Genomic DNA, 22,141 nt, shown 5'->3' with positions numbered 1-22,141 from the left:
AGCCGCCGAACGAAACGCGTCAAGGAGGCGTTTCGCTGCGACATCGTTCGATCCCGCAGCGCGCTCGTTCGCCGGAGCGAGCCGCGCGGCAACGAACCGGCTCGCGATGGACATCCGGCGCGCGCCGAGTCGGCGCCATCGTGCGCATTCGAGTATTTCCTCTAATCCGCTCACATGACCCGCGAACCGAAAGCACGCTGCAAGACTCGGCTACGGGCTGTTCCACAGTTCGGGAAACGCTCGCGATCGACCGGCCCCTTTTTTGTGCATCCGCGCGTCGCGGCGGCGTCGCGTTGCCATCATGGCGGCGTCTGACCACATAGTGCAACGCGCGGCGCACCCGCGCCCGATCGCACGCGAAGCGCTCTCGCGGCGATTCGCTCCGCAATCGCGCGCATTCCGATACCGCAACGAACGAGTCGTGCGTGCAAACGTCGTCGACCGCAGCGCGATCGCGTCGCGAACCGGTTCCCTTTGCCGGCATCGATGCCGCGTGTACCGATGACGCCGGCGCATGCGCGCGAACACGCCGATGTCAGAACTGACAGCTATGGAAACTGGCAGCTACCGGAACCGCACCGACGCCCTACGCTCGTCACCGCTCGCGGCCCCACAAGGGCCGGGGGCTCCAGCAACGTCGTCTCTCCTAAAAAGGACTCCCGATGAAAAGGAACGCCCGGTTTGCCCTGCCCCTTCCGTCGCCCCGCCGCCTTGCATGCGTGTGGCCGCTCGTGCTCGCCGCCGGCGCCGCACACGCGACGACGGACTGGGTCGATACCCACACGAAGGCCTTTCTGACCGGCCCGCAGTTGATGGCGCGCAGCGCGGCGCCGTCGCTCGAACTCGCGGCCGGCGAGACGACCGACGTCGTCGTCAGCCTGAAGCTGCGCAATGCCGCGCAGCTCAAGCAGCTCGCGCACGACGTGAACCGGCCCGGCAACGCGCATTACCGCCAGTACCTGACGCACGAGCAGTTCCTCGCCAGCTACGCGCCGACCGACGCGCAGGTGAAGTCGGTCGTCGACTATCTGCGCAAGAGCGGCTTCGTGAACATCGAAGTGGCGCCGAACCGGCTGCTGGTGTCCGCGCGCGGCACGGCAGGAACGGTGAAGACCGCGTTCAACACGTCGCTCGTGCACTTCCAGTACGCGGGCCGCTCGGGCTTCGCGAACGCATCGACCGCCCAGGTGCCACGCGCGCTCGGCGACGTCGTCGGTTCGGTGCTCGGGCTGCAGAACGTCGCGCGTGCGCATCCGATGCTGCGCATCGGCAACGTGGCGAAGCCGCAGGCGCTCGCGGCCGGCACGGCCACCGGCCACTATCCGAAGGAATTCCCGGGCCTCTACAACGCGACCGGCGTGCCGACCGCGGCCGGCGTGACTGTCGGCATCATCACGATCGGCGGCGTGTCGCAGACATTGCAGGACCTGAAGCAGTTCACGTCGAGCAACGGTTACGGCACGGTCACGACCCAGACCGTCAAGACCAACGGCACCGGCACGAGCGGCAGCTACAGCGACGACCAGGACGGCCAGGGCGAATGGGATCTCGACAGCCAGTCGATCGTGGGCTCGGCCGGCGGCCAGGTCGGCAAGCTGGTGTTCTACATGGCGGACCTGAACGCCTCAGGCAACACGGGCCTCACGCAAGCGTTCAACCGCGCTGTGTCGGACAACACCGCGAAGGTGATCAACGTGTCGCTCGGCTGGTGCGAAACCGACGCGAACGCGGACGGCACGATCGACGCCGAAGAGCAGATCTTCACGACGGCTGCCGCGCAGGGCCAGACATTCTCGGTATCGTCGGGCGACGAAGGCGTGTACGAGTGCAACAACCGCGGCTATCCGGACGGCGCGAACTACACGGTGTCGTGGCCGGCCGCGTCGCCGCACGTGCTCGCGATCGGCGGCACGACGCTGTACACCACGTCGGCGGGCGCATTCTCGAACGAAACGGTGTGGAACGAAGGCCTCGACGGGAACGGCAAGCTGTGGGCCACGGGCGGCGGCGTCAGCACGGTCCTGCCGGCACCGGCGTGGCAGTCGGGCAGCAATCGTCAGTTGCCCGACGTGTCGTTCGACGCCGCGCAAAGCACGGGCGCGTACATCTACAACTATGGCCAGCTGCAGCAGATCGGCGGCACGAGCCTCGCCGCGCCGATCTTCACCGGTTTCTGGGCGCGTCTGCTCGCGGCGAACGGCACGGGTCTCGGCTTCCCGGCCGGCAAGTTCTATGCGGACATTCCGTCGAACCCGTCGCTCGTGCGCTATGACGTCGTGTCGGGGAACAACGGCTATCAGGGGTACGGCTACAACGCAGGCACCGGCTGGGATCTGACGACCGGCTTCGGCAGCCTGAACATCGCGAACCTCAACAAGCTGATCCAGACGGGCGGCTTCTGAGCGTGATGCGAAGGCGGGCGCGCGGCGGTGGTTTGCCGTGCGCCGGCCGGGAAACTCTCGGGCAGCGGTCGCGCACGGAGCGCTACTCCGTCGCACGCTCCTTCGCCGGCGTCACCGCGACCGATGCGACCGGCGCGCCGGCCCGATGCGACGGCGCGAAGAGCCGCAGCCCACTCGCGACGCTCGCGGCGCCGGCAAAGCCCGCACCGAGCATCAGCGCGAGCGTCGGCCCGTGACGCCCGGCGATCCCGAACGACAGCGCGACGAGCGCCGCGCCGGTCGCCTGCCCGATCAGCCGCGCGGTCGCGATGATGCCGCTCGCGCCGCCGCTGCGCTCGGGCGGCGCGCTCGACATCAACGCCTTCAGGTTCGGCGACTGGAAGAAGCCGAAGCCCGCGCCGCACAGCATCATCCGCCAGCCGATGTCGATGACGTTCGGCGCCGCCGGCAGCGCAGCGAGCGACACCATTCCCGCGCTCAGCAGTGCGAGCCCGATCGCGCCGAGCAATCCGGGAGGATAACGATCGGACAGCCGGCCCGCGATCGGTGCGGCGAGCGCGACGATCGCCGACCAGGGCGTCATCAGGAAGCCAGTCTCCACCGCGTCGCGATGCAGCACGGTTTCGAAGTAGAACGGCAGCGATACGAACGCGAGCCCCTGCGCGGCGAACGCGCACACGGCCGTCAGCGCGGACAGCGTGAACACCGGCCGGCGGAACAGGTCCACCGGCAGCATCGGTGCCGGGTGCCCGGCCTGGCGGCGGATCAGCAGCGACCCGAACGCGACCGCGACCGCGGCAGCCGCGAACACGACGGACAGCGGCCCGCGCTGCGCGAATTCGCCGAGCGCGAAGATCAGTGATGCGAACGTGATCACGTTGAACAGCGCGGCGAGCGGATCGAATGCATGCTTGCCGCGCGCCGTCTGCGGCAGCGACGGAATCGCCACGGCAAGCGCGAGCACGCCGAGCGGCACGTTCACCGCGAACAGCCACGGCCAGGCCGCCACCGACAGGATCAGCGACGCGATCGTCGGCCCCACGGCGAACGACACGCCGACGACCAGTGCGTTGAAGCCGACGCCGCGCCCGAGCCGGTGCGCGGGAAACAGGTTGCGGATCAGCGCGACGTTCACGCTCATGATCGCGCTCGCGCCGAAGCCCTGCACGATCCGCGCCGCTGTCAGCTGCGGCAGCGTCGCCGCGAGCGAGCAGCCGAGCGACGCGAGCGTGAACACCACGAGGCCCGCGACATACACGCGCTTGTGACCGACGATGTCGCCGAGCGACGCGAACGGCAGCAGCGTCGCGACCATCGCGAGCTGGTAGGCGTTGATGATCCACACCGACGCGGCCGGCGACGCGTGCAGGTCGGTGGCGATCGCGGGCAGCGCGGTGTTCGCGATTGCCGTGTCGAGCGTCGCGAGCGCGACGGCCAGCAGCACGGCGGACATCGCGCGCCAGTTGACGGCCGGCTCCCGGGCGCCGGCAGGGGATGCAAATTCGGACAAGATGAGGCTCGGCTGACGAGCGACGCGCGGCGTCGCGGATTGAGCGGCGCGGCACCGGGCGCCCCCTGCTGCAAGAACGGAACGCGCGGTGTCGCGAGCCGTATTGTTGCAGAGCCTCATCGAGCGTGCAGGCAACCGCGTCGCCAGTCAGCGAAACGAAAGCTTCCGTGCGCCGCGTCGAGTGCGCGGCATCGTTGAGACCGCAACGATCGACGATACGGCGGCCGCTGCGGTTCCGGCCGTCAAGACACCGCGCGTCGCGCGTTGCGTCCGCGCAGCCATTCGAGCGCGAGCAGCAGGCTCGTCGAGAAGATGATCAGGATCGTTGCGAGCGCGGCGATCGTCGGGCTGATGTTCTCGCGAATGCCGGTGAACATCTGGCGCGGCAGCGTCGTCTGGTCCGCGCCCGCGAGGAACAGCGTGACGACGACTTCGTCGAATGACGTCGCGAACGCGAACAGCGCACCCGACATCACGCCCGGCGCGATCACCGGCAGCGTCACGCGGAAGAACGTCGTGACGGGATTCGCGCCGAGCGACAGGCTCGCGCGCACCAGGTTCTGGTTGAAGCCCTGCAGCGTCGCGGCCACCGTCGTCACGACGAACGGCACGCCGAGCGCCGCGTGCGCGGCGATCAGCCCCGTGTAGGTATTCGCGAGGCCGAGCGGCGCGAAGAACAGGTACATGCCGACGCCGACCACGACCACGGGTACGATCATCGGCGACAGCAGCACGGCCATCAGGAGCCCCTTGCCGCGGAAGTCCGCCTTCGTGAGGCCGATCGCGGCGAGCGTGCCGAGCACGGTCGCGACGACGGTCGCCGACGGCGCGACGATGAAGCTGTTCTTCGCGGCCATCCGCCACTCGTCCGACGCGATCAGATTCTCGTACCAGCGCATCGAGAAGCCCGGAATCGGATAGACGAGGAACGTGCTCGATGAAAACGACAGCGGCACGATGGCAAGCACCGGCAGGATCAGGTACAGCAGCGTCAGCACGACGAGCACACGTAGCGCGACATACCACGCGCGCTCGACGAACGACATGTGCGGCGCGAACAGCGGCCTGGCGAGTTTCATGGTCGGCATCCCCTTCCCGTTTCGTTGCGTATTGCTGCTCGACCGCTCAGCCGAGGCTCACGTTGGTGCGCGTGAAGCGCCCGTACACCGCATACAGCACCAGCGTCGCCGCGAGCAGCAGCCCGCCGAGCGCGCACGCCATGCCCCAGTTGATCGTCACGTTCGTGAAGTACGCGACGTAGTAGCTGACCATCTGGTCGTTCGGCCCGCCGAGCAGCGCGGGTGTGATGTAGTAGCCGATCGCCAGGATGAACACGAGCAGCGCGCCGGCGCCGACGCCCGGATAGGTCTGCGGCACGTACACGCGCCAGAAGGCGGCGAACGGATGGCTGCCGAGCGATACGGCCGCGCGCTGGTATGTCGGCGGGATCGACTTCATCACGCTGTAGAGCGGCAGGATCATGAACGGCAGCAGGATGTGCGTCATCGAGATGTACACGCCGACGCGATTGAACAGCAGCGTCAGCGGATGCGAGATCAGCCCGCTGCCGATCAGTGCCGTGTTGATGAGCCCTTCGCTCTGCAGCAGCACGATCCACGCGGCGACGCGCACGAGCACCGAGGTCCAGAACGGAATCAGCACGAGGATCATCACGAGGTTCGCGCGGCGCTCCGACAGCGTCGAGATCCAGTACGCGAGCGGATAGCCGAGCAACAGCGCGAACAGCGTGACCGCGACGCCGATCACGAACGTTCGGCCGAAGATCGAGAGATAGATCGACTGATCGGGATCGGCCTGCACGATCTGCCCGAAGCCGTCCTGCTTGTGGTCGAGCGCGGCGAGCAGGTAGAACGGCGACAACTGGCTACCGTTCTTCGCGATCGACTGCCAGTACGCAACGTCGCCCCAGCGCGAATCGAGGTCGATCAGTTTCGCGCGCGTTTGCGCGGGCGTCAGTGCCGCGTCGTTGTCGCCTTTCAGCGGCATCGCGCGTGCCGTCTTCGCGACGAGCGAGCGGTAGCCGGGAATTTCGGTGTTCAGGCGCCGCGCGAGTGCGCCCATCGCCTCGCTGTCGGCGACCTTCGTCATGTCGGCCGCGAGCGCGACGTACGCGGCGTCGGCCGGCGGCGCCTTGCGGTCCCATCCCGACAGCGCGGCGATCGTGTTCGGCAGCGCGGTCGCGATCTCGGGGTTCTGCACCGCGCGCGTGAGCAGCGTGCCGATCGGCACGACGAAAATGAGCAGCAGGAAGATCGCGAGCGGCGCGATCAGCAGCAACGCCATCGTGCGCTTGCGGGCCTCGGCGGCCTTCAGCTCGCGCTTGAGCGCGGCTGACGACGGCGAGGAAGGAGCGATCGTCATCGTGTTCAACGGTTCTCTCCGGCCGGGCTCGATCCGGCGGAATGCCGCACGACGCAATCGATGCGCCGCGCGGCAGGTTGCATCAGGACACCTGAGTAGCGGTTACTTCGTCGCCCACGCGGCGAAGCGCTGCTCGAGCTCGTCGCTGTGGTCGGTCCAGAAGCCGATGTCCTCCAGCACCGCGTTCTTGCCGTTGGCCGGCGAGTTCGGCAGGTTCGCGAGCGTCTTCGCGTCGAGCGACTTGATCGCCGCGACGTTCGCGGGGCCGTACGCGATGTGCTGCGCATACCCTTGCTGCGGCTTCGGCGTCAGCGTGTACGCGATGTACTGCTCGGCCAGCGCCTTGTTCGGCGAGCCCTTCGGAATCGCCCAGTAGTCGAGGTCGTAGATGCTGCCGTTCCACACGACTTTCAGGTTCTTGCCTTCCTTCTGCGCGGCGTCGATACGGCCGTTGTACGCGGTCGACATCACGACGTCGCCGGCCACCAGGAACTGCGGCGGCTGCGCGCCCGCTTCCCACCACTGGATGTACGGCTTCAGCTCGTCGAGCTTCTTGAACGCGCGGTCCTGGCCGGCCTTCGTGCCGAGCACCTTGTACACGTCCTTCGGCGCGACGCCGTCGGCCATCAGCGCGAACTCGAGGTTGTAGCGCGCGCCCTTGCGCATGCCGCGCTTGCCGGGGAATTTCTTCACGTTCCAGAAATCGGCCCAGCCGGTCGGCGCGGTCTTCAGCTTGTCCGCGTTGTACGACAGCGCGGTCGACCACACGAAGAAGCCGACGCCGCACACCTGCGGCGATTCGGGAATCAGGTCGGACTTCTTCGCGATCTTCGACCAGTCGAGCTTCTCGTACAACCCTTCGTCGCAGCCGCGGTTCAGGTCGCCCGATTCGACTTCGACCACGTCCCAGTTGACGTGCTTCGCCTCGACCATCGCCTTCACTTTCGCCTGCTCGCCGTTGTACTCGACGGCCGTGACCTTGTTGCCGGTCGCCTTTTCGAACGGCTGGTTGAATGCGGCCTTCTGCGCGTCGCCGTTCGCGCCGCCGAAATTGACGACCGTGAGTTCGGCCGCGGTGGCCGATGCGCCGACGACGGCGAGCGCCAGTGCGAGCGCGGTGCGACGCGCGGTAGAGCTTGCTCCGTTCATGATGGTTCCTCTCCTCTCGTGGTGGAAGTGGGCAGTTGTTGTTGACGACGTGCTGCGATAAAGCGGGAAAACCCTGCGTCAGGCGAATATGCGCAGATGCTCGGGCGCGAATGCGAGCGATACCGGCGCGCCGGGCGAGAACGCATCGAGCGCGCCCGTGCCGAGCGGCACCTTCACGAAGCATTCGTCCTGGCCCGGCAGCGCGCAGCGCATGCGCACGTGATCGCCGAAATAGATGAGGCTGCGCGCTTCGCCGGTCACGCGGTTGGCGGTGCCGTTCGCGTGCCCGTTCGCGAGGCTCATGCGTTCGGGGCGGATGCACGCGACGGCCGGCGCGCCTTCAGCTGCGTCGCCGATGCGGCGACCGACGAGCTGCGTGCCGTCGTCGAGCCGGAATTCGCAGAATTCGCCGTCGACGCGCGCGATGGTGCCGCGCAGCCGGTTGCTGTCACCGATGAAGTTCGCGACGAATTCATTGCACGGCGATTCGTACAGGCGATCGACGGTATCGAGCTGCTGCACGATGCCCTTGTCGAACACGGCGACGCGATCGGACATCGTCAGCGCCTCGCCCTGGTCGTGCGTCACGTAGACGAAGGTCACGCCGAGCTTCTCGTGCAGCGCCTTCAGTTCGTACTGCATGTGTTCGCGCAACTGCTTGTCGAGCGCGCCGAGCGGCTCGTCCATCAGCACGAGCTTCGGCTCGAACACGAGTGCCCGCGCGAGCGCGATGCGCTGCTGCTGGCCGCCCGACAACTGCGCCGGATAGCGTTTCGCGAAACGCTCCATCTGCACCATCTTCAGCGCATGTGCGACGCGCTCCGCGCGCTCGGCCGCCGGCAGCTTGCGCACCGACAGCGGATACGCGACGTTCTGCTCGACCGTCAGATGCGGAAACAGCGCGTAGTTCTGGAACACCATGCCGATGTTGCGCTTGTGCGGCGGCACGGTGTTCAGCAGTTCGCCGTCGAGGCGGATCTCGCCGCCCGTCGGAAACTCGAAGCCCGCCAGCATCATGAGGCAGGTGGTCTTGCCCGAGCCGGACGGCCCGAGCAGCGTCAGGAATTCCCCTCGGTGGATATCGAGGTCGAGCGATTTGACGACCAGCGTCTCCCCGTCGTAGGTCTTCCGCACGCCGCGAAAGCTGACGATCACATCATCGGACTTCATCGTGGCTGTCCCCTTGCTGCGCGACAAACGTTTTTGAGATGGGCCCACTATACGGTGCGTACGGTTCTACAATAGGGAACCATTTCAATATTACTAGTAGGACCACTTTGGATACCGTGATCCTGGCCGACTGGCTCTCCGCCCGTCTCGACCGCAGCTCGTCCGAGCCGATGTACCGGCAGTTGCTGCAACTGATGCAGCAAGCCATTCTTACCGGAGAATTAGGGCCAGGGACAAAGCTGCCCAGTTCGCGCACCCTCGCGGCAGACCTGTCGATCGCGCGCAATACCGTGCTGCACGTGTACGACCAGCTGACGGCCGAAGGCTATGTGCTGACGACGACCGGGAGCGGCACCTACGTGGCCGACACGCGCCCGGACGCGGCCGCGATCCGCGTGCCGGGCGCCGCGCCGCCGTCCGACGCCGGTGCGGCGGCGCAGCAGGACGCACAAGGCAGCCTGTCGATGCGGGGTCGGCAGTTGATCGAGCATGCGGGCGTGTCGCGGCGCCAGTGGGGCGCGTTCATGCCGGGCGTGCCGGATGTGTCGGAATTCCCGAGCCGGACATGGAGCCGCCTGCAGGCGCGCCTGTGGAAAGAAGCGAATCCCGAATTGCTGACCTATTCGCCGGGCGGCGGCTACCGGCCGCTGCGCCGTGCGCTCGCCGATTACCTGCGCGTCGCGCGCTCGGTCAAATGCTCGCCGGACCAGGTGATCATCACGACCGGCATCCACCAGTCGATCGACCTCGCGGTGCGGCTGCTATCGGACATCGGCGATCGTGCGTGGGTCGAGGAGCCGTGCTACTGGGGCGTGCGCAGCGTGCTGCAGGCGACCGGCCTCGCGCTCACGCCGGTGCCGGTCGACCAGGAAGGCATCGATCCGAGCGCGAGCGACATGCAGCATCCGCCGCGGCTCGTGCTTGTCACGCCGTCGCACCAGTATCCGCTCGGGATGGTGATGAGCCTCGCACGGCGCCGGATGCTGCTCGAGTACGCGCGCCAGCATCGCTGCTGGATCATCGAGGACGACTACGACAGCGAATTCCGCTACGGCAGCCGCCCACTCGCGTCGCTGCAGGGGCTCGACGACGGCGGCCGCGTGATCTACGTCGGCAGCCTGGGCAAGATGCTGTTCCCGGGCCTGCGGATGGGCTACATGGTCGTGCCTGAGCATCTTGTCGACACGTTCCGCACCGGGTTGTCGGAACTGTATCGCGAGGGCCAGCTGATGCAGCAGGCCGTGCTCGCCGAATTCATCATGGACGGGCACCTGACTTCACATGTCAGGCGGATGCGCACGCTGTACGGCGAGCGCCGGCAATTGCTGATCGATGCGATCCATGCGCGCTTCGGCGACGCGCTGCCCGTGATGGGCGACGAGGCCGGCCTGCATCTGGTGCTCGGCCTGCCCGACACGTGCGACGATCGCGCGGTCACGCAAAGCGCATTCGACGCGGGTGTGATCGTGCGCCCGCTGACCAGCTACTACAGCAGCCTGGACACCGCGCGGCGCGGGCTGCTGCTCGGCTATGCGTGCGTCGCGCACGAAGGCATCGGGCCCGCGTTCGACACGCTCGCGGCTACCATCGAACAGCATCTGCCGCGACACGTCACGCGCGCGGCATGACCGCGTGCGTCACTGCGCGGCAGCCGTGCCGCGGTCGAGCGACGCCGCGCGCATCGCTTCGCCGGGCTTCGTGAACATGCGCTGCCGCAGTGCGGCGATCTGCGCGTCGCGATCCCGTGGCGACAATCCGGCGGCGCCGATCTGCGCACGCTGCGCCGCATAATCGGCGTAGCGGCTCTGCCATGATGCGTCGTCCTGCTGCATCTGCGCGACGCGCGCGGCGGCTTCGGGGCCGAGTGTCTGCGTCAGTTGCGCGCGCATCGCATCGGGCGTCGCCCCGCTCTTTTGCAACTGCGCGATCTGGTCGATCGCGGCCTGCTGCCGGTCGGCCTTGTTCCGTGCCGCGCGTTCGTCGGCGGGCATCTGCTGCGCGAGCGCCGCGAGCCGCTCCGCCTTCTGCGCATCCGTCAGCGTGCGGTCCTGCTCAATCTTCAGCCGCGCGAGATCGTAGCGCTGCCGCCACTGCTCCGCGCCGAGGAACGGCTGGCTCCAATCGCCGAGCGTGCGCGACGCGATCGACGCGCGCTGATCGAGCGCGAGCTGCAACGCACCGAGATCGGACTTGTCGACCGCGCCCGCCTCCGGCAGCTTCGCCAGCGCGTCGAGATACGCGCGATATCGATGCCAGACGTCGAGCGCCTGGGGTTGCGCGGCCGTGCCGTCGAGCTGTGCGGCAATCTCGCGCACGACGAGTGCATCGAGCGCGGCCGCGTTCAGGTCGCTCCGCGCGGTCAGGCAGTAGTCGAAGAAATCGCGCACCGCGCGCGACTTCGCGAGATGGCCGCCGGCATCGAGCGGCAGCCTCGGCGCACTGGAACCGTCAAGCGGCGGCGGCAGTCCCGCGCTCGCGGGCAATGCGGCCTGCGGCGGTGCGGCGCTCGTGCCGCCGAGCACTGCCGCGCCGGCCGACACATGCACCGCGTCGGCGCCGCGCTGCGATGCCGTGCCGCTCCAGATCGCGACGCCGGCGATCGCCGCCAGCCCCACCGCGCCGTAGACCGCAACGCGTCGCGCGAGCGGCGCGCGTCCTTCACGTGCCGTCATCGATCACACGCCCGCGAGCTTCAGCCGATTCGCATGCGTGCGGATCACCGCGACCGGATCTTCCGCATTCGCGCCGCGCACACCGAGCAACTGGTTGATCTCATCGAGATGGTTCCACTTGTAGCTCGTGCTCAGCACCTTCCCGTACAGCGCACTGCACTTCGACACGAGCCCGTCGTTCTGGCCCGAGGCGCGATTGATCATCACCGTGCCCGTGCCGAACAACGCAAGCGTCGACAGGTCCAGCGCGTTCGCCGGGTCGATCAGCGGAATCGTGCTGGTATCCGTCGCGCCCGTCACGCCGAACGCGGAGATGGTCGGCTGGATCGCCGTGCCGGCCCACGAATACAGCAGGTGCGTATTGCCACCGACGGTTTCCGTCGGCGCACCCGTCTGGCAGCTGCCCGGCGCGCCGAGGCCCGCGCTCGGGTAATTCTGGTTGTACGTGGCGGCCTGGGAAGTCGTCAGCGTCTTCAGTGCGGCGAGCGCGTCCTGGTTGGTGTTGTTGCTGCTGCTCGTCAGGATCCCGAACACATTGACGAACGCTGCGATCACCGACGACGACAATCCGGTCGGATCGTAGGCGAGTACGCTCTGCACGAAGTCGGCGAACTCCGAGCCGCGATGCGGCGTGCCGATCGTCGTCACCGACGCGACGAGATCGGGTGCGACGGCCGCGACATAGCGCGACGTGAGGCCGCCCTGGCTGTGACCGACCAGGTTCACCTTGGTCGCACCGGTCGCGGCGAGCACCGTCTTGACGTAAGCGAGCAGTTGTTCACCGCGCCCGTTCGGCCCGTCGTCGCTCTGGAATCCCGACAGGTTCGCGACGTAGACGGTCGCGCCGTGCTGCTGCAGGTCCTCCTGGATGCCGTACCAGTACTCGAGCACGCCCGCGTACTTGTCGGTGCCGGTGAGCCCGTGCACGAGGATGATCGGATAACGCGTCGTCGCGTAGTCGTCCGCCGGCGCGGTTGCCGCCATCGCCGCGTGCGTCGTCGCGAGCGTCATCAGCGCGGTCGTCCCCGCGAACGGCGCGACGCTCATCGCGCAAGCCACTGCCCCTGCCACCACCCTGGAACGCATCGATCTGGCCATGCATGTTCTCCTGATTATTGTGTTGCCGGTGCGAATGAGATCGGATCGACGCGCACGGCAGGTCGCGAACCGTCGCGGGCAACGTGTGCGTCGAATGCGGGAGTGAATCACGAGTCGCGAACGTTTGCGCCCTGACTAGATACGGTTCTCTAATCGGTTGACGCGCCCCGCCCATTCGGGCGGGGCTGCGTTCACGCGTGCGCATGCTGCAGCGCACACGCGCCGCGCGTTACAGCTTCGCGCTCACACGCAACCATGCCGTGCGCCCCGGCTCCATCACCGGCGCGTTCGCCGGATAGCCGAAGCCCGCGTTGCCGGCGAGGTTCAGGTGCTCGGTGTAGGCCTTGTCCAGCACGTTGTCGATGCCGACCGAGATCTGCACCTTCTTGCTGACGTTGTACTGCGCATGCAGCGACAGCACGCCGAAGCCGGCGCTCGGACCGAAGTCCTTGCCCACCACATTGCCTTCGTTCAGGGCATAGCGATGCTGCGGCGCAACGACTCGCCACAGACCGCCGGCCGACCATGCGCCGTGCGTATACTCGAGCCCGAAGCGCGCCTCGAGCGGCGGCATCTGCGGCAGCGGATCGCCGCTCGTTGCGTTGCGCCCCCACGCATACGCGAGCGACGTCTCGACGCGCAGCGGTGCGACCGGCCGCCACGACACGCCGGCTTCGCCGCCCACGATCTGCGCGTTGACGTTGGTCGCCTGCGTGGTCGGACCCATCATCCCGGCCGCGTAGTTGAACAGGATGTAGTCCTGCACATATCCCGCGTAGGCCGACACCCACGCATCGAACCGGTCGCTCTTGTACTGCGCGCCGATGTCGAGCTGCGTGGTCTTCTCCGGCTGCACCGCCGAGAACGCGTTGATCGAACCGGCCGGCCCGCGCTTCGCGGAGAACAGCTCCCAGTAGTCCGGATAGCGTTCCGCGTGACCGATCCCCGCGTACCACGTGACCGGCAGCGCCGCGAGATCGCGCTCGTACCGCACGAAACCGCTCGGCAGCACGCGCGCGCGATCGTCGTCGAAGGTCGGGTTCGGCTTGCTCGCCATCATCCCGCTCGTCGTCGTACGCTTGTCGCGCGCGCTCGCGTAGTCGACCCGCGCGCCGCCGATCACGCGCGATGCATCGCTCGCATACCACGTCAGTTCGCCGAACGCGCCCGCGTTCCACATCGTCGCCTGCGCATCCCACGGCTGGTCGCCGTAGTTCTGTCGCCCCATCGCCGAGCGGGCATCGAGCCGGTTCGACTGCGCATCGACGCCGGTCACGAGCTTGAAGTCGTCGCCGAAACGGAACGTCGCGGCCGCCCGCGCACCGAGCGTGCGGCGCCGAACCTCGGATGCCATTCGCATCGGCATGCTGCTGGTCGGGTCGGGCTGCCGCAGCGTGTAGTTGTCCATCACGTGGTCGGCTTCGTTGTAGTACACGCGCGCTTCGATCCGGTCGAGCACGTCGCCGAGATGCCGCTTGTCGAACGAGAGGCCGAACGTCTCGCGGCGAAAATGCGCGCCATCCATGCCGCGCCCCGCGTAGCGCGCATAGCCGTCACCGGTGCCCGCCGTCAGTTCGACGCGCGTGTGATCGTCGGGTGTCCAGCCCAGCGCCGCGTCCGCGTTCCACTTGTCCCATTGCGACGGCACGGTGTTGCCGTTGCCATCCTCGTAGTCCTGCGCATGTGCATGGTTCGCGGTCACGCGGCCGTAGACATCCGGCGTGCCGGCCGTCACGTCGACGTTCTGGTCGTTGCGGCCGAACGATCCGCCGACCAGGCTGCCGTCGAAGCGCATGCCGGGGCGGTCGAAACGCGGCGTCACGCGTTCGAACAGCACGGTGCCGGCCGATGCGCCGGGACCGTACAGCACGGTTTGCGGGCCCTTCACGACGGTGACCTTGTCATAGCTTTCCGGCGCGATATACGAGGTCGGCGCATCCATCCGGTTCGGGCACGCGCCGAGCGTCGGCATCCCGTTCGCGAGAATGTTCAGCCGCGACCCGAACATCCCGCGCAGCACGGGGTCGCCGTTCGTCCCGCCGCTGCGGATCGACGTGAAGCCGGGAATCGTCTTCAGGTAGTCCGCGCCGTCGCTCGCCGGCAGCGGCTGGCGCGGCGTCTTCGGATCCGTGACGACGACGAGCGGTGTCGTCAGCGGCGACGCAACGACCTCGACGGGCGGCAGCAGCGCGGCCGCGTCGTCCGTCGGCGCACCGGCGGCCTGCGCGGATTCGGCCGCGGCCGCGGTCATCGCGCCGGCGGCCAGCGCGGGAACAGTGAGTTTCAGCATGCGCGGCACGCGCCGCGCACGGGAATGGCGCGCCGCCCTCGGCGCGCGCAAGGAAAGAATGGTCATGATCGAAAGCCCGAGTGACGCCCTCCACGCGACCTCGACAGACCGCACGGATATCGGCGATGAATGGAACGGAAGACAGCGCGTCAGGCGCGCTCGGGCGGTGCGCGTGGATACGCGCGCGGATAGCGGTCGGCGCGTGCCGCGACCGCATGCGGCGCGGTGGCGGAAACGGCATGAGGGGGGACGAAGGCGAACGATACGGCGGCCGCGCCACCGATCGCGGGACTGTGCGCGAAGAAGCCGCAATAGCCGCACGCATCGAGATGCAGTGCATGGTCGTGCGCGCGGCCCGCATCGGGCGCGCGGTGTGCGCCATGTTCTGCACTGCAGACGATTGCGTCGGGGGTGGCTGCCTGCGCGATGCGCCACTGCGACACCAGCGGTGCCGCGATCGCGAGCCAGATCGCGAACACGCCGAGCCAGGCGGTCAGGTGACGATGTCGGTGCAGCATGCGCGGCGATGCGTAAGCGGAATGTAAAAGCAGCCGAGATGTTACAGAATGTTCGCCGCGATGGCCAGTCGCGCATTGCGGTAAACGGACCGGGGGCGCATGGTTGTCGATACAACCATGCGCCCCCGGCTGCTGCGCGGCTTCAGCGCGCGGCAATCACGGTGCCATGCGCCGCAGCACGTCGTCGCGCCGGATGAAGTGGTGGTAAAGCGCGGCCAGCGCATGCAAGCCGATCACGAAGTAGAACGCGTTACCGATCAGTTCGTGCGCTTCCTTGATCGTCGGCCGCAGCGCCTTGTCCGGGCCGAACAGCGTGAACGACACGCCGATCCAGTCGAGCGACACGGGCTTGCCGCCCATGTTGACCAGCATGATGCCGAGCAGCGGCTGCGCGATGATGAATACGTACAGCGCGAAATGCGCGAGCTTCGACATCCACTTGAGCAGCGTCGTCTGCGGAATGGCTTCCGGCACGCGGCTGATCATCCGCCATAGCACGCGCAGCACCGACAGCACGAGCACGAAGGTACCGGCCAGCAGGTGCACGTTCATCCAGAACGCGCGACTGTCACTGCCTTTCGGTCCGCGAATCTCGATGGCCAGATAGGCCAACGCCACCAGCAGGAAGATGGCCCAGTGGAAGAAGATCGCGGGTGAGCTGTAGCGCGTCTGTTTCGCGAGGATGTTTTTCATGCTGTGTCTCGAAATTTCTCGTGTGGTATGCGGGGCAGACACACGCCGCGGCTGACGGCACCCCGGCGGTTGCCCAGATTGTAGCCTCACGCGCAACCATCGTTGTGCGACCGGATCAAATATCCGAGGAATCCGCGCGGCCCGTCCACTGGCCCGCATATGGAAAGTCCGAATCGCGCGGGCCCGCGGCTGTGGCACGATGAAGCTTTGGTGCGACGTTGCGCGGGCATCATGAGCAAAGCGTTCTTCGTTGCGGCCTACAGGCTGATCGCCGCGTTGCTCGCGGTGTCGACCACGCTGCACAGCGTCGCAGGCTACTGGGGCATGCCTGCCGTCCATCTCGGCAACTACCTCAGCTACTTCACGCAACTGAGCAGCCTCTATGCCTCGGCCATGCTGGTCGTGGGGCTGTCGCGTGTCACGCGTCCCGGCTCGGCGCGCTACGAATCGATGCGCGGCGCCGCCGTGCTCTACATGCTGATCACCGCGATCGTCTACGAACTGCTGCTCGCCCGGCTCGATGCGTTGCGCCACGTCACGCCGGCCCTCAACAACTGGGTCCTGCACCGGATCGTGCCGCTCGTGGTGCTGTGCGACTGGCTGTACGTGGAACCGCGCTCGCCGATCGCGTGGCGCAGCGCGTTCGCGTGGCTCGGTTTTCCGGTCGTCTATCTCGGCTATACGCTCGTGCGCGGCGCGCTGGAGAACTGGTATCCCTACCCGTTCGTCGATCCGCGGCCGCACGGGTACCTGCCGGTCGCGATCCAGTGTTCGCTGATCGCGCTCGGCGCGGCGGGACTCGCGCTGGGCATTCGCTGGCTCGGCAATCGTGCGCGGCAGTCGGGCACCGCGGAGCTCAAGGAAGGGTGAAGACGGGAACGTGTGCGCCGCGCGGCGCACACGTCGTGACGCGGCGCGTCAGCCGCCGTTGCGCGGCAGGAAGTTCATCGGATCGACGACCTTGCCGTTCTGCCGGACTTCGAAGTCGAACGTCGCGCGACCGCTCGCGTCGGCGCCCATCTCGGCGACCGGCTGGCCCGTACGCACTGCGTCGCCTTCGTTGACGAGCAGCTTGCCGTTGTGCCCGTAGGCCGTGATGAGCCCGTTGTCGTGCTTCAGGATCACGAGCGGGCCGTATGCCTTGACGCCAGACCCGGCATAGACCACGCGCCCGTTTGCCGCGGCCCGCACCGAACGGTCGGGCCCGGTCGCGGCGATCACGATGCCGCGCGTCTTGCCGGCCACGAATGGCGCGGCGACCATGCCCGTGGCCGGCCAGGCCAGCGAGCCCGGCTGCGCGGCCGCGGCGGGCGCCTGCCCGAGCGAGGTCGAGGCAGGCGGCGGCGCGACGCGCAGCACCTGGCCGGGCGACAGGGCATCATTCGGCGACATGTGGTTCCAGCTGGCCACGTCCTGAACGCGCTGCCCGTAGGCGGCGGCGACGCCGGCGAGCGTGTCGCCCGGATTCACGCGGTAATAGCCGGCAATCACGCCCGGCGTGGCGACCGACGCCGGCGTCGACGGTCGTACCGGCTGCCAGCTGTCGGTCCACGGCGTCATCGTACAGCCCGTCAGCACGGCGGCCGCGGCGACGAGCGCCGCCTGCGGCAACCAGCGCGCCAGTGCATCGTGGATCGGAATCGTTTTTCTCAAGGGTCCTCCCGGATTTGCGTCGTTGCGCCGCCCACCGCCCTCCGGCGTGCGACGCACGATGTCCGGCCAGGCGGCCGGACCAACCAGTATCCGACCGCTCTCGCGGCCGTCAGTTTCCACGGCGGGACGTCGGCGCGAACGGGCTCATCGGCCCCTTTTTCGCGCCATTTTCGTATCGCCCCGGCCGTCAAAGATACCATCTGTCGTGGACAGGACCGTGGCAGGCGCCCGATCCGGAAACAATCTTGCGGTATCGCTGACGCGTGTCGGCGGGCCGCGAGCCCCATCGCGCGGGGCGTCCGGAGGCTTCAGGCCACGGTTCCACGGCCGCCAGCCGTGTCGCACCGATGACTGCCGCCCCGCTGCCGGCCGCCTCCTATACTCGGAGGTGCAGCGCACGATCCAGCGATCACGAGGAGAAAACCATGAACAATGCGACGTTTCTGTCCGTGCAGCTCAACGCCGAGGATTTCGCCGGTTCCAGCGGCCTCGTCGAATTGCTCAACCGGCACCTGTTGTTCGCGACGGACGTCGCCGAAGCAGCGGACGCACTCGTCCAACTGGCGAGCGTCGCGCACCTGAGCGGCGCCACCCGGCACAGCGTCGAGCTGCCGGTGCTCGCGATCGAGCGGCTGCGCGACGCGCTCGATACGCTGAGCGGCTACGACGAGGCCTGGCTGCAGGCGCTGGAGCCGGCCGACGCGCTGTTCCGGGACATCGGCCGCGGACCACGGCCGCTGCATTGACACGACGGGTGCCGCCAATGAAAACAGCCCGTCGTTCCGTGATGCGGAACGACGGGCTGCGGGTACTGCGTGGGGTCGCATCGGGCCGCACATGCGGTCGGCGATCGATGACGATTAACGACCCTTGTAGACCGGTGCGCCATCCGACACGCGCTTGACCTGCCAGCCGGTCTTGGCGGCCGCCGGAGCGCCCGATTCCTGCTGGGCGGCCGGTTGCGCACCGTAGCCGCTCGTATCGGCAGCGGCCACGTTCTGTTGCGGGTTCACACGGGCTTCAGCTGCCTGGATGCTTGCCGGGTAGTCGGTACGGTCGCTGCCCAGCTTGTAGCCGGCCTGTTGCAGTTGGGCCAGTTCGGCCTTCACCTGCGCACGGGTGACGGGGGCGTTCTGTTGGGCGAACGAGACGGCAGGAACGGCGAGGACAGCAGCAGCAGCGAACGTTGCGATCAGCGATTTCATGATTACCTCCGGGATTTTTTTGCTCCGCCGCACACACCATGTCTGCAGCGATTGAACAAAGTTTAGTCCCGAGATCACCTAGGGAAAACCATGAAAGAACGAAAACACTGTTTCCTCGGAGCCAACAATTCCGGGATCCGGGAACGAAAAACCCTACTCAAAGAATAGAATTTCGCAACAATACCGTCCTCGCCAGCCGGTCACGACCAGTTCGCGTGGAAGCTGCCCGGCCGGTCGGTACGCTCGAACGTATGGGCGCCGAAGAAGTCGCGCTGCGCCTGCACAAGGTTCGCCGGCAGCCGCTCGGAACGGTAGCTGTCGAAGTACGCGACCGCCGACGCGAACGCCGGCACCGGCACGCCTGCCTTTACGGCAGCCACCACGACGTCGCGCAGCGACGCCTGGTAATTCGCGGCGATGTCCTTGAAATACGGGTCGAGCAGCAGGTTCGCGAGCGCCGGATCCTTCGCGTACGCGTCGGTGATCTTCTGCAGGAATCGCGCGCGGATGATGCAGCCCGCGCGGAAGATCTTCGCGATCGTCCCGAGATCGAGGTTCCAGCCATACTCTTCGGACGCCATGCGCAGTTGCGCGAAGCCCTGCGCGTACGAGATCACCTTGCTCAGGTACAGCGCGCGGCGCACCGCTTCGACGAACGCGGCGCGATCGCCGTCGAACGACGCGGCGGCCGGGCCCGACAGGATCTTGCTGGCCGCGACGCGCTCGGTCTTCAACGACGACAGCACGCGCGCGAACACCGACTCGGTGATCAGCGGCAGCGGCACGCCCAGATCCAGCGCGTTCTGGCTCGTCCACTTGCCGGTGCCCTTCTGCGCGGCGCGATCGAGGATCACGTCGACGAGGTGCTTGCCGGTTTCTTCGTCCTTCTTGCCGAAGATCTTCGACGTGATCTCGATCAGATAGCTGTCGAGCTCGCCCTGATTCCACTCGGTGTATACCGCGCCGAGTTCGTCGTTGGTCAGGCCCGCGACGTCCTTCAGCACGGCATAGCTTTCGGCGATCAACTGCATGTCGCCGTATTCGATGCCGTTGTGGACCATCTTCACGTAGTGGCCCGCACCGTCCGGACCCATGTACGCGACGCACGGCTCGCCGTCCGACGGGGCCTTCGCGGCGATCTGCTTGAGGATCGGCTCGACCAGGTCGTACGCGTCGCGCTGGCCGCCCGGCATGATCGACGGGCCGCGCAGCGCGCCCTCTTCGCCGCCGGACACGCCGGTGCCAATGAAGTGCAGGCCCGATTGCGCGAGTTCCTGGTTGCGGCGGATCGTGTCCGTGAAGTGCGTATTCCCGCCGTCGATCAGCACGTCGCCCTTCTCGAGCAGCGGCTTGAGCGATGCGATCGTCGCATCGGTCGCTTCGCCGGCCTTCACCATCATCAGGATCCGGCGCGGCGTCTCGAGCGACGCGACGAACTCTTCGAGGGTATAGGTCGGTACCAGATTACGGCCGGGGAATTCGGCGATCAGTTCGTCGGTTTTCTCGCGGCTGCGGTTATACACCGACACCGCGTAACCGCGGCTCTCGATATTGAGTGCGAGATTGCGGCCCATCACCGCGAGCCCGATCACACCGATTGCTTGTTTGCCCATTAGTCAATTCTCCGGAAAAAACAGGGCGCGACCGAACCGGGTCGCGCGCACAGGCGAAAGGATAGTGGAAACCCGGCTGCGATGCGCGCTTGCGTGTCACTGCTCCGCGTGCGGCAGGCGCCTGAACACGACGCTCAGGTTATTCGCCGGCATCTCGACGACCTCGATGCAGTCGAGCCCGCGGTCGAGGCCGAGCGCGACGACCGCCTCGAGATCGCGAACGCCCCACGACGGGTCGCGGCTGCGTAACTGCTGGTCGAACGCTTCGTTGGACGGCGCCGTGTGCCGGCCTTCGCGGCGATACGGGCCGTACAGGAACAGCACGCCGCCCGGACGCAGCACGCGCGACGCGCCGGCGAACAGTGCGTCGGTGCAGGCCCACGGCGAGATGTGGATCATGTTGATGCAGACGATCGCGTCGAACGCCGCGGCCGGCCACGACGCATCGCGCACGTCGAACGCCAGCGGCTCGGCCAGGTTCGCGAGGCCGGCATGCGCGACCCACGCGGCGATCGAGCGGCGCGCATGTGCGTCAGGATCGCTCGGCTGCCAGCGCAGCGCCGGCAGCGCCTGCGCGAAATGGACCGCATGCTGCCCGGTGCCGCTCGCGATCTCGAGCACGTCGCCGCTGGCCGGCAGCACGCGACGCAGCACGTCGAGGATCGGCCCGCGATTGCGCTCGGCCGCCGGCGCCGACAGCCGCGCGGACGGATCGGGCGAGGACGTCGGCCCGGTCACGATGCGTGCTCCGGCGCGCCGCCGGCGACGCCCAGCCGCGCGTTCAGCGCGTCGAGCGCGGGCGCGCAACGCGCCTCGACCTTCAGCGTCAGCATCGGATCGGCGCGCGTATGGCCGAGGTTCAACGCGGCGACGGGCTTGTTCTGCGCCTGGGCCCACACGCAGAACCGGTAGCCGGAATACACCATCAGCGACGAGCCGACGACGAGCAGCGCATCGGCCGCATCGAGCGCCTGCGACGCCAGCGCGACGCGTTCGCGCGGCACGTTCTCGCCGAAGAACACCACCGCCGGCTTCAGCAGCCCGCCGCAGGCCGGGCAGGCCGGGATGCGGAACGTGTCGAGCGCGGCCCATTCGAGGTGCGCGTCACCGTCGGCGGCGGGTTCCGCCTGTGTGCCCAGCAGCTCGGGGTTGTCCGTTTCGAGCAAGGTCTGGATCGTCGCGCGCGCGTGATGCGCGCCGCAATCGAGGCACGTGACGCCGTTGATGCCGCCATGCAGTTCGATCACGTCGCCGCTGCCTGCACGCTGGTGCAGCCCGTCGACGTTCTGCGTGACGAGGCGCTCGATCCGGCCGGTGCCGCCGAGCCGCGCGAGCGCGACATGCGAGCGGTTCGGCCGCGCACGGCCAACCACGGGCCAGCCGATCATGCTGCGCGCCCAGTAGCGGCGGCGCGCGATGTCGGAACCGAGGAATTCGTGGAGCTGGATCGGCGGCGAGCGCATCCATTGACCGTTGCGGTCGCGATAGCCGGGAATGCCGGAATCCGTGCTGATGCCTGCACCGGTCAGCACGAGCAGCCGCGGATGGCGCTCGACGAACGCGTGCAGCGCATCGAGCGCGGGCGGATCGAGGCTGGCGGATGAGGGGTCGGGCAAGGCGATGTCGTTCATGTTGGCGGCGCGTGATCGGGCGCGGTGGCAAGCCGTGCGGCCAGCGCGCCAGCACATGATACAGAACGCCGGGAGATCGGGCCGGCGGCGCGCGCGACACCGGCGCAGCAAAAAAAGACGCCCATCGACCACATGGCGATGGGCGCTCCAACAAT

At 67.7% G+C, this 22,141-nt stretch carries 19 protein-coding genes and 1 pseudogene; 5 read left to right on the top strand and 15 right to left on the bottom strand.

What is annotated here, in order from left to right; translation table 11 throughout:
* The first annotated feature begins 662 nt into the window (after nt 1-662).
* Nucleotides 663-2,402, top strand: coding sequence for a protease pro-enzyme activation domain-containing protein (locus DIE08_RS27845; protein WP_124904743.1), 1,740 nt, complete (start codon nt 663-665; stop codon nt 2,400-2,402).
* An 82-nt stretch (nt 2,403-2,484) separates the two neighbouring features.
* On the opposite strand, the gene DIE08_RS27840 is transcribed toward DIE08_RS27845, so the two are convergent.
* From DIE08_RS27840 to DIE08_RS27820, 5 genes are all read right to left on the bottom strand, one after another.
* Nucleotides 2,485-3,912 (bottom strand): MFS transporter, encoded by a 1,428-nt coding sequence (locus DIE08_RS27840; RefSeq protein ID WP_124904741.1) that lies wholly within the window; start codon nt 3,910-3,912, stop codon nt 2,485-2,487.
* Nucleotides 3,913-4,154: 242 nt separating this feature from the next.
* Nucleotides 4,155-4,991, bottom strand: a complete 837-nt coding sequence (locus tag DIE08_RS27835) for an ABC transporter permease (protein ID WP_059525632.1) — start codon at nt 4,989-4,991, stop codon at nt 4,155-4,157.
* A 46-nt stretch (nt 4,992-5,037) separates the two neighbouring features.
* Nucleotides 5,038-6,294: an ABC transporter permease gene (locus DIE08_RS27830; protein WP_174908687.1), complete on the bottom strand. Its 1,257-nt coding sequence runs from the start codon at nt 6,292-6,294 to the stop codon at nt 5,038-5,040.
* Between the two features lie 102 nt (nt 6,295-6,396).
* The gene (locus DIE08_RS27825; protein ID WP_059601773.1) at nt 6,397-7,443 is read right to left on the bottom strand and encodes an ABC transporter substrate-binding protein; all 1,047 of its coding nucleotides are present in this window, start codon (nt 7,441-7,443) and stop codon (nt 6,397-6,399) included.
* Nucleotides 7,444-7,521: 78 nt separating this feature from the next.
* Nucleotides 7,522-8,613: an ABC transporter ATP-binding protein gene (locus tag DIE08_RS27820; protein WP_059601771.1), complete on the bottom strand. Its 1,092-nt coding sequence runs from the start codon at nt 8,611-8,613 to the stop codon at nt 7,522-7,524.
* A gap of 107 nt (nt 8,614-8,720) precedes the next feature.
* Here DIE08_RS27820 and DIE08_RS27815 point away from each other — a divergent pair, with 107 nt between their 5' ends.
* On the top strand, nt 8,721-10,241 hold the full coding sequence (locus DIE08_RS27815) for a PLP-dependent aminotransferase family protein (protein ID WP_124904739.1): 1,521 nt from the start codon (nt 8,721-8,723) through the stop codon (nt 10,239-10,241).
* A 9-nt stretch (nt 10,242-10,250) separates the two neighbouring features.
* On the opposite strand, the gene DIE08_RS27810 is transcribed toward DIE08_RS27815, so the two are convergent.
* From DIE08_RS27810 to DIE08_RS27785, 5 genes are all read right to left on the bottom strand, one after another.
* Nucleotides 10,251-11,285 (bottom strand): lipase secretion chaperone, encoded by a 1,035-nt coding sequence (locus DIE08_RS27810; protein ID WP_124904737.1) that lies wholly within the window; start codon nt 11,283-11,285, stop codon nt 10,251-10,253.
* 3 nt (nt 11,286-11,288) lie between these two features.
* On the bottom strand, nt 11,289-12,383 hold the full coding sequence (locus DIE08_RS27805) for a triacylglycerol lipase (protein ID WP_124904735.1): 1,095 nt from the start codon (nt 12,381-12,383) through the stop codon (nt 11,289-11,291).
* Between the two features lie 229 nt (nt 12,384-12,612).
* Nucleotides 12,613-14,739 carry a TonB-dependent copper receptor gene (locus DIE08_RS27800; RefSeq protein ID WP_124904733.1) on the bottom strand — a complete coding sequence of 709 codons (2,127 nt, stop codon included), beginning with the start codon at nt 14,737-14,739 and terminating at the stop codon, nt 12,613-12,615.
* An 83-nt stretch (nt 14,740-14,822) separates the two neighbouring features.
* Nucleotides 14,823-15,191, bottom strand: coding sequence for a DUF2946 domain-containing protein (locus DIE08_RS27790; RefSeq protein ID WP_124904731.1), 369 nt, complete (start codon nt 15,189-15,191; stop codon nt 14,823-14,825).
* A gap of 156 nt (nt 15,192-15,347) precedes the next feature.
* A complete protein-coding gene (locus DIE08_RS27785) occupies nt 15,348-15,884 on the bottom strand; it encodes a cytochrome b (RefSeq protein ID WP_124904729.1) in 537 nt (178 codons plus the stop codon).
* Between the two features lie 231 nt (nt 15,885-16,115).
* Here DIE08_RS27785 and DIE08_RS27780 point away from each other — a divergent pair, with 231 nt between their 5' ends.
* Nucleotides 16,116-16,754 carry a Pr6Pr family membrane protein gene (locus DIE08_RS27780; protein WP_124621186.1) on the top strand — a complete coding sequence of 213 codons (639 nt, stop codon included), beginning with the start codon at nt 16,116-16,118 and terminating at the stop codon, nt 16,752-16,754.
* A 48-nt stretch (nt 16,755-16,802) separates the two neighbouring features.
* On the opposite strand, the gene DIE08_RS27775 is transcribed toward DIE08_RS27780, so the two are convergent.
* Nucleotides 16,803-17,537, bottom strand: coding sequence for a peptidoglycan DD-metalloendopeptidase family protein (locus DIE08_RS27775; RefSeq protein WP_124904727.1), 735 nt, complete (start codon nt 17,535-17,537; stop codon nt 16,803-16,805).
* A gap of 425 nt (nt 17,538-17,962) precedes the next feature.
* Here DIE08_RS27775 and DIE08_RS27770 point away from each other — a divergent pair, with 425 nt between their 5' ends.
* Nucleotides 17,963-18,283, top strand: coding sequence for a hypothetical protein (locus tag DIE08_RS27770; protein WP_006760526.1), 321 nt, complete (start codon nt 17,963-17,965; stop codon nt 18,281-18,283).
* Between the two features lie 114 nt (nt 18,284-18,397).
* On the opposite strand, the gene DIE08_RS27765 is transcribed toward DIE08_RS27770, so the two are convergent.
* Both DIE08_RS27765 and gndA read right to left on the bottom strand, forming a co-directional pair.
* A complete protein-coding gene (locus tag DIE08_RS27765; RefSeq protein WP_044845294.1) occupies nt 18,398-18,742 on the bottom strand; it encodes a DUF4148 domain-containing protein in 345 nt (114 codons plus the stop codon).
* A 200-nt stretch (nt 18,743-18,942) separates the two neighbouring features.
* Nucleotides 18,943-20,355 carry an NADP-dependent phosphogluconate dehydrogenase gene (gene gndA / locus DIE08_RS27760; RefSeq protein WP_059601753.1) on the bottom strand — a complete coding sequence of 471 codons (1,413 nt, stop codon included), beginning with the start codon at nt 20,353-20,355 and terminating at the stop codon, nt 18,943-18,945.
* A gap of 6 nt (nt 20,356-20,361) precedes the next feature.
* On the opposite strand from gndA, the pseudogene DIE08_RS36310 reads away from it, so the two are divergent.
* Nucleotides 20,362-20,436: pseudogene (locus tag DIE08_RS36310) on the top strand (6-phosphogluconate dehydrogenase); the annotation flags it as partial.
* Between the two features lie 15 nt (nt 20,437-20,451).
* Here the strand turns inward: DIE08_RS36310 and DIE08_RS27750 are convergent.
* Entirely contained in the window at nt 20,452-21,093 is a 642-nt protein-coding gene (locus DIE08_RS27750) for a DUF938 domain-containing protein (RefSeq protein WP_059601751.1), read from the bottom strand.
* Entirely contained in the window at nt 21,090-21,986 is an 897-nt protein-coding gene (locus DIE08_RS27745) for an NAD-dependent protein deacetylase (protein WP_124904725.1), read from the bottom strand. The genes DIE08_RS27750 and DIE08_RS27745 overlap by 4 nt, the downstream gene beginning before the upstream one ends.
* Between the last annotated feature and the right edge of the window lie 155 nt (nt 21,987-22,141).

It is taken from the genome of Burkholderia sp. Bp9004, assembly GCF_003858025.1.
In the GTDB taxonomy this organism is placed as follows: domain Bacteria; phylum Pseudomonadota; class Gammaproteobacteria; order Burkholderiales; family Burkholderiaceae; genus Burkholderia; species Burkholderia diffusa.
This window is presented reverse-complemented; position numbering and strand designations above follow the sequence as displayed.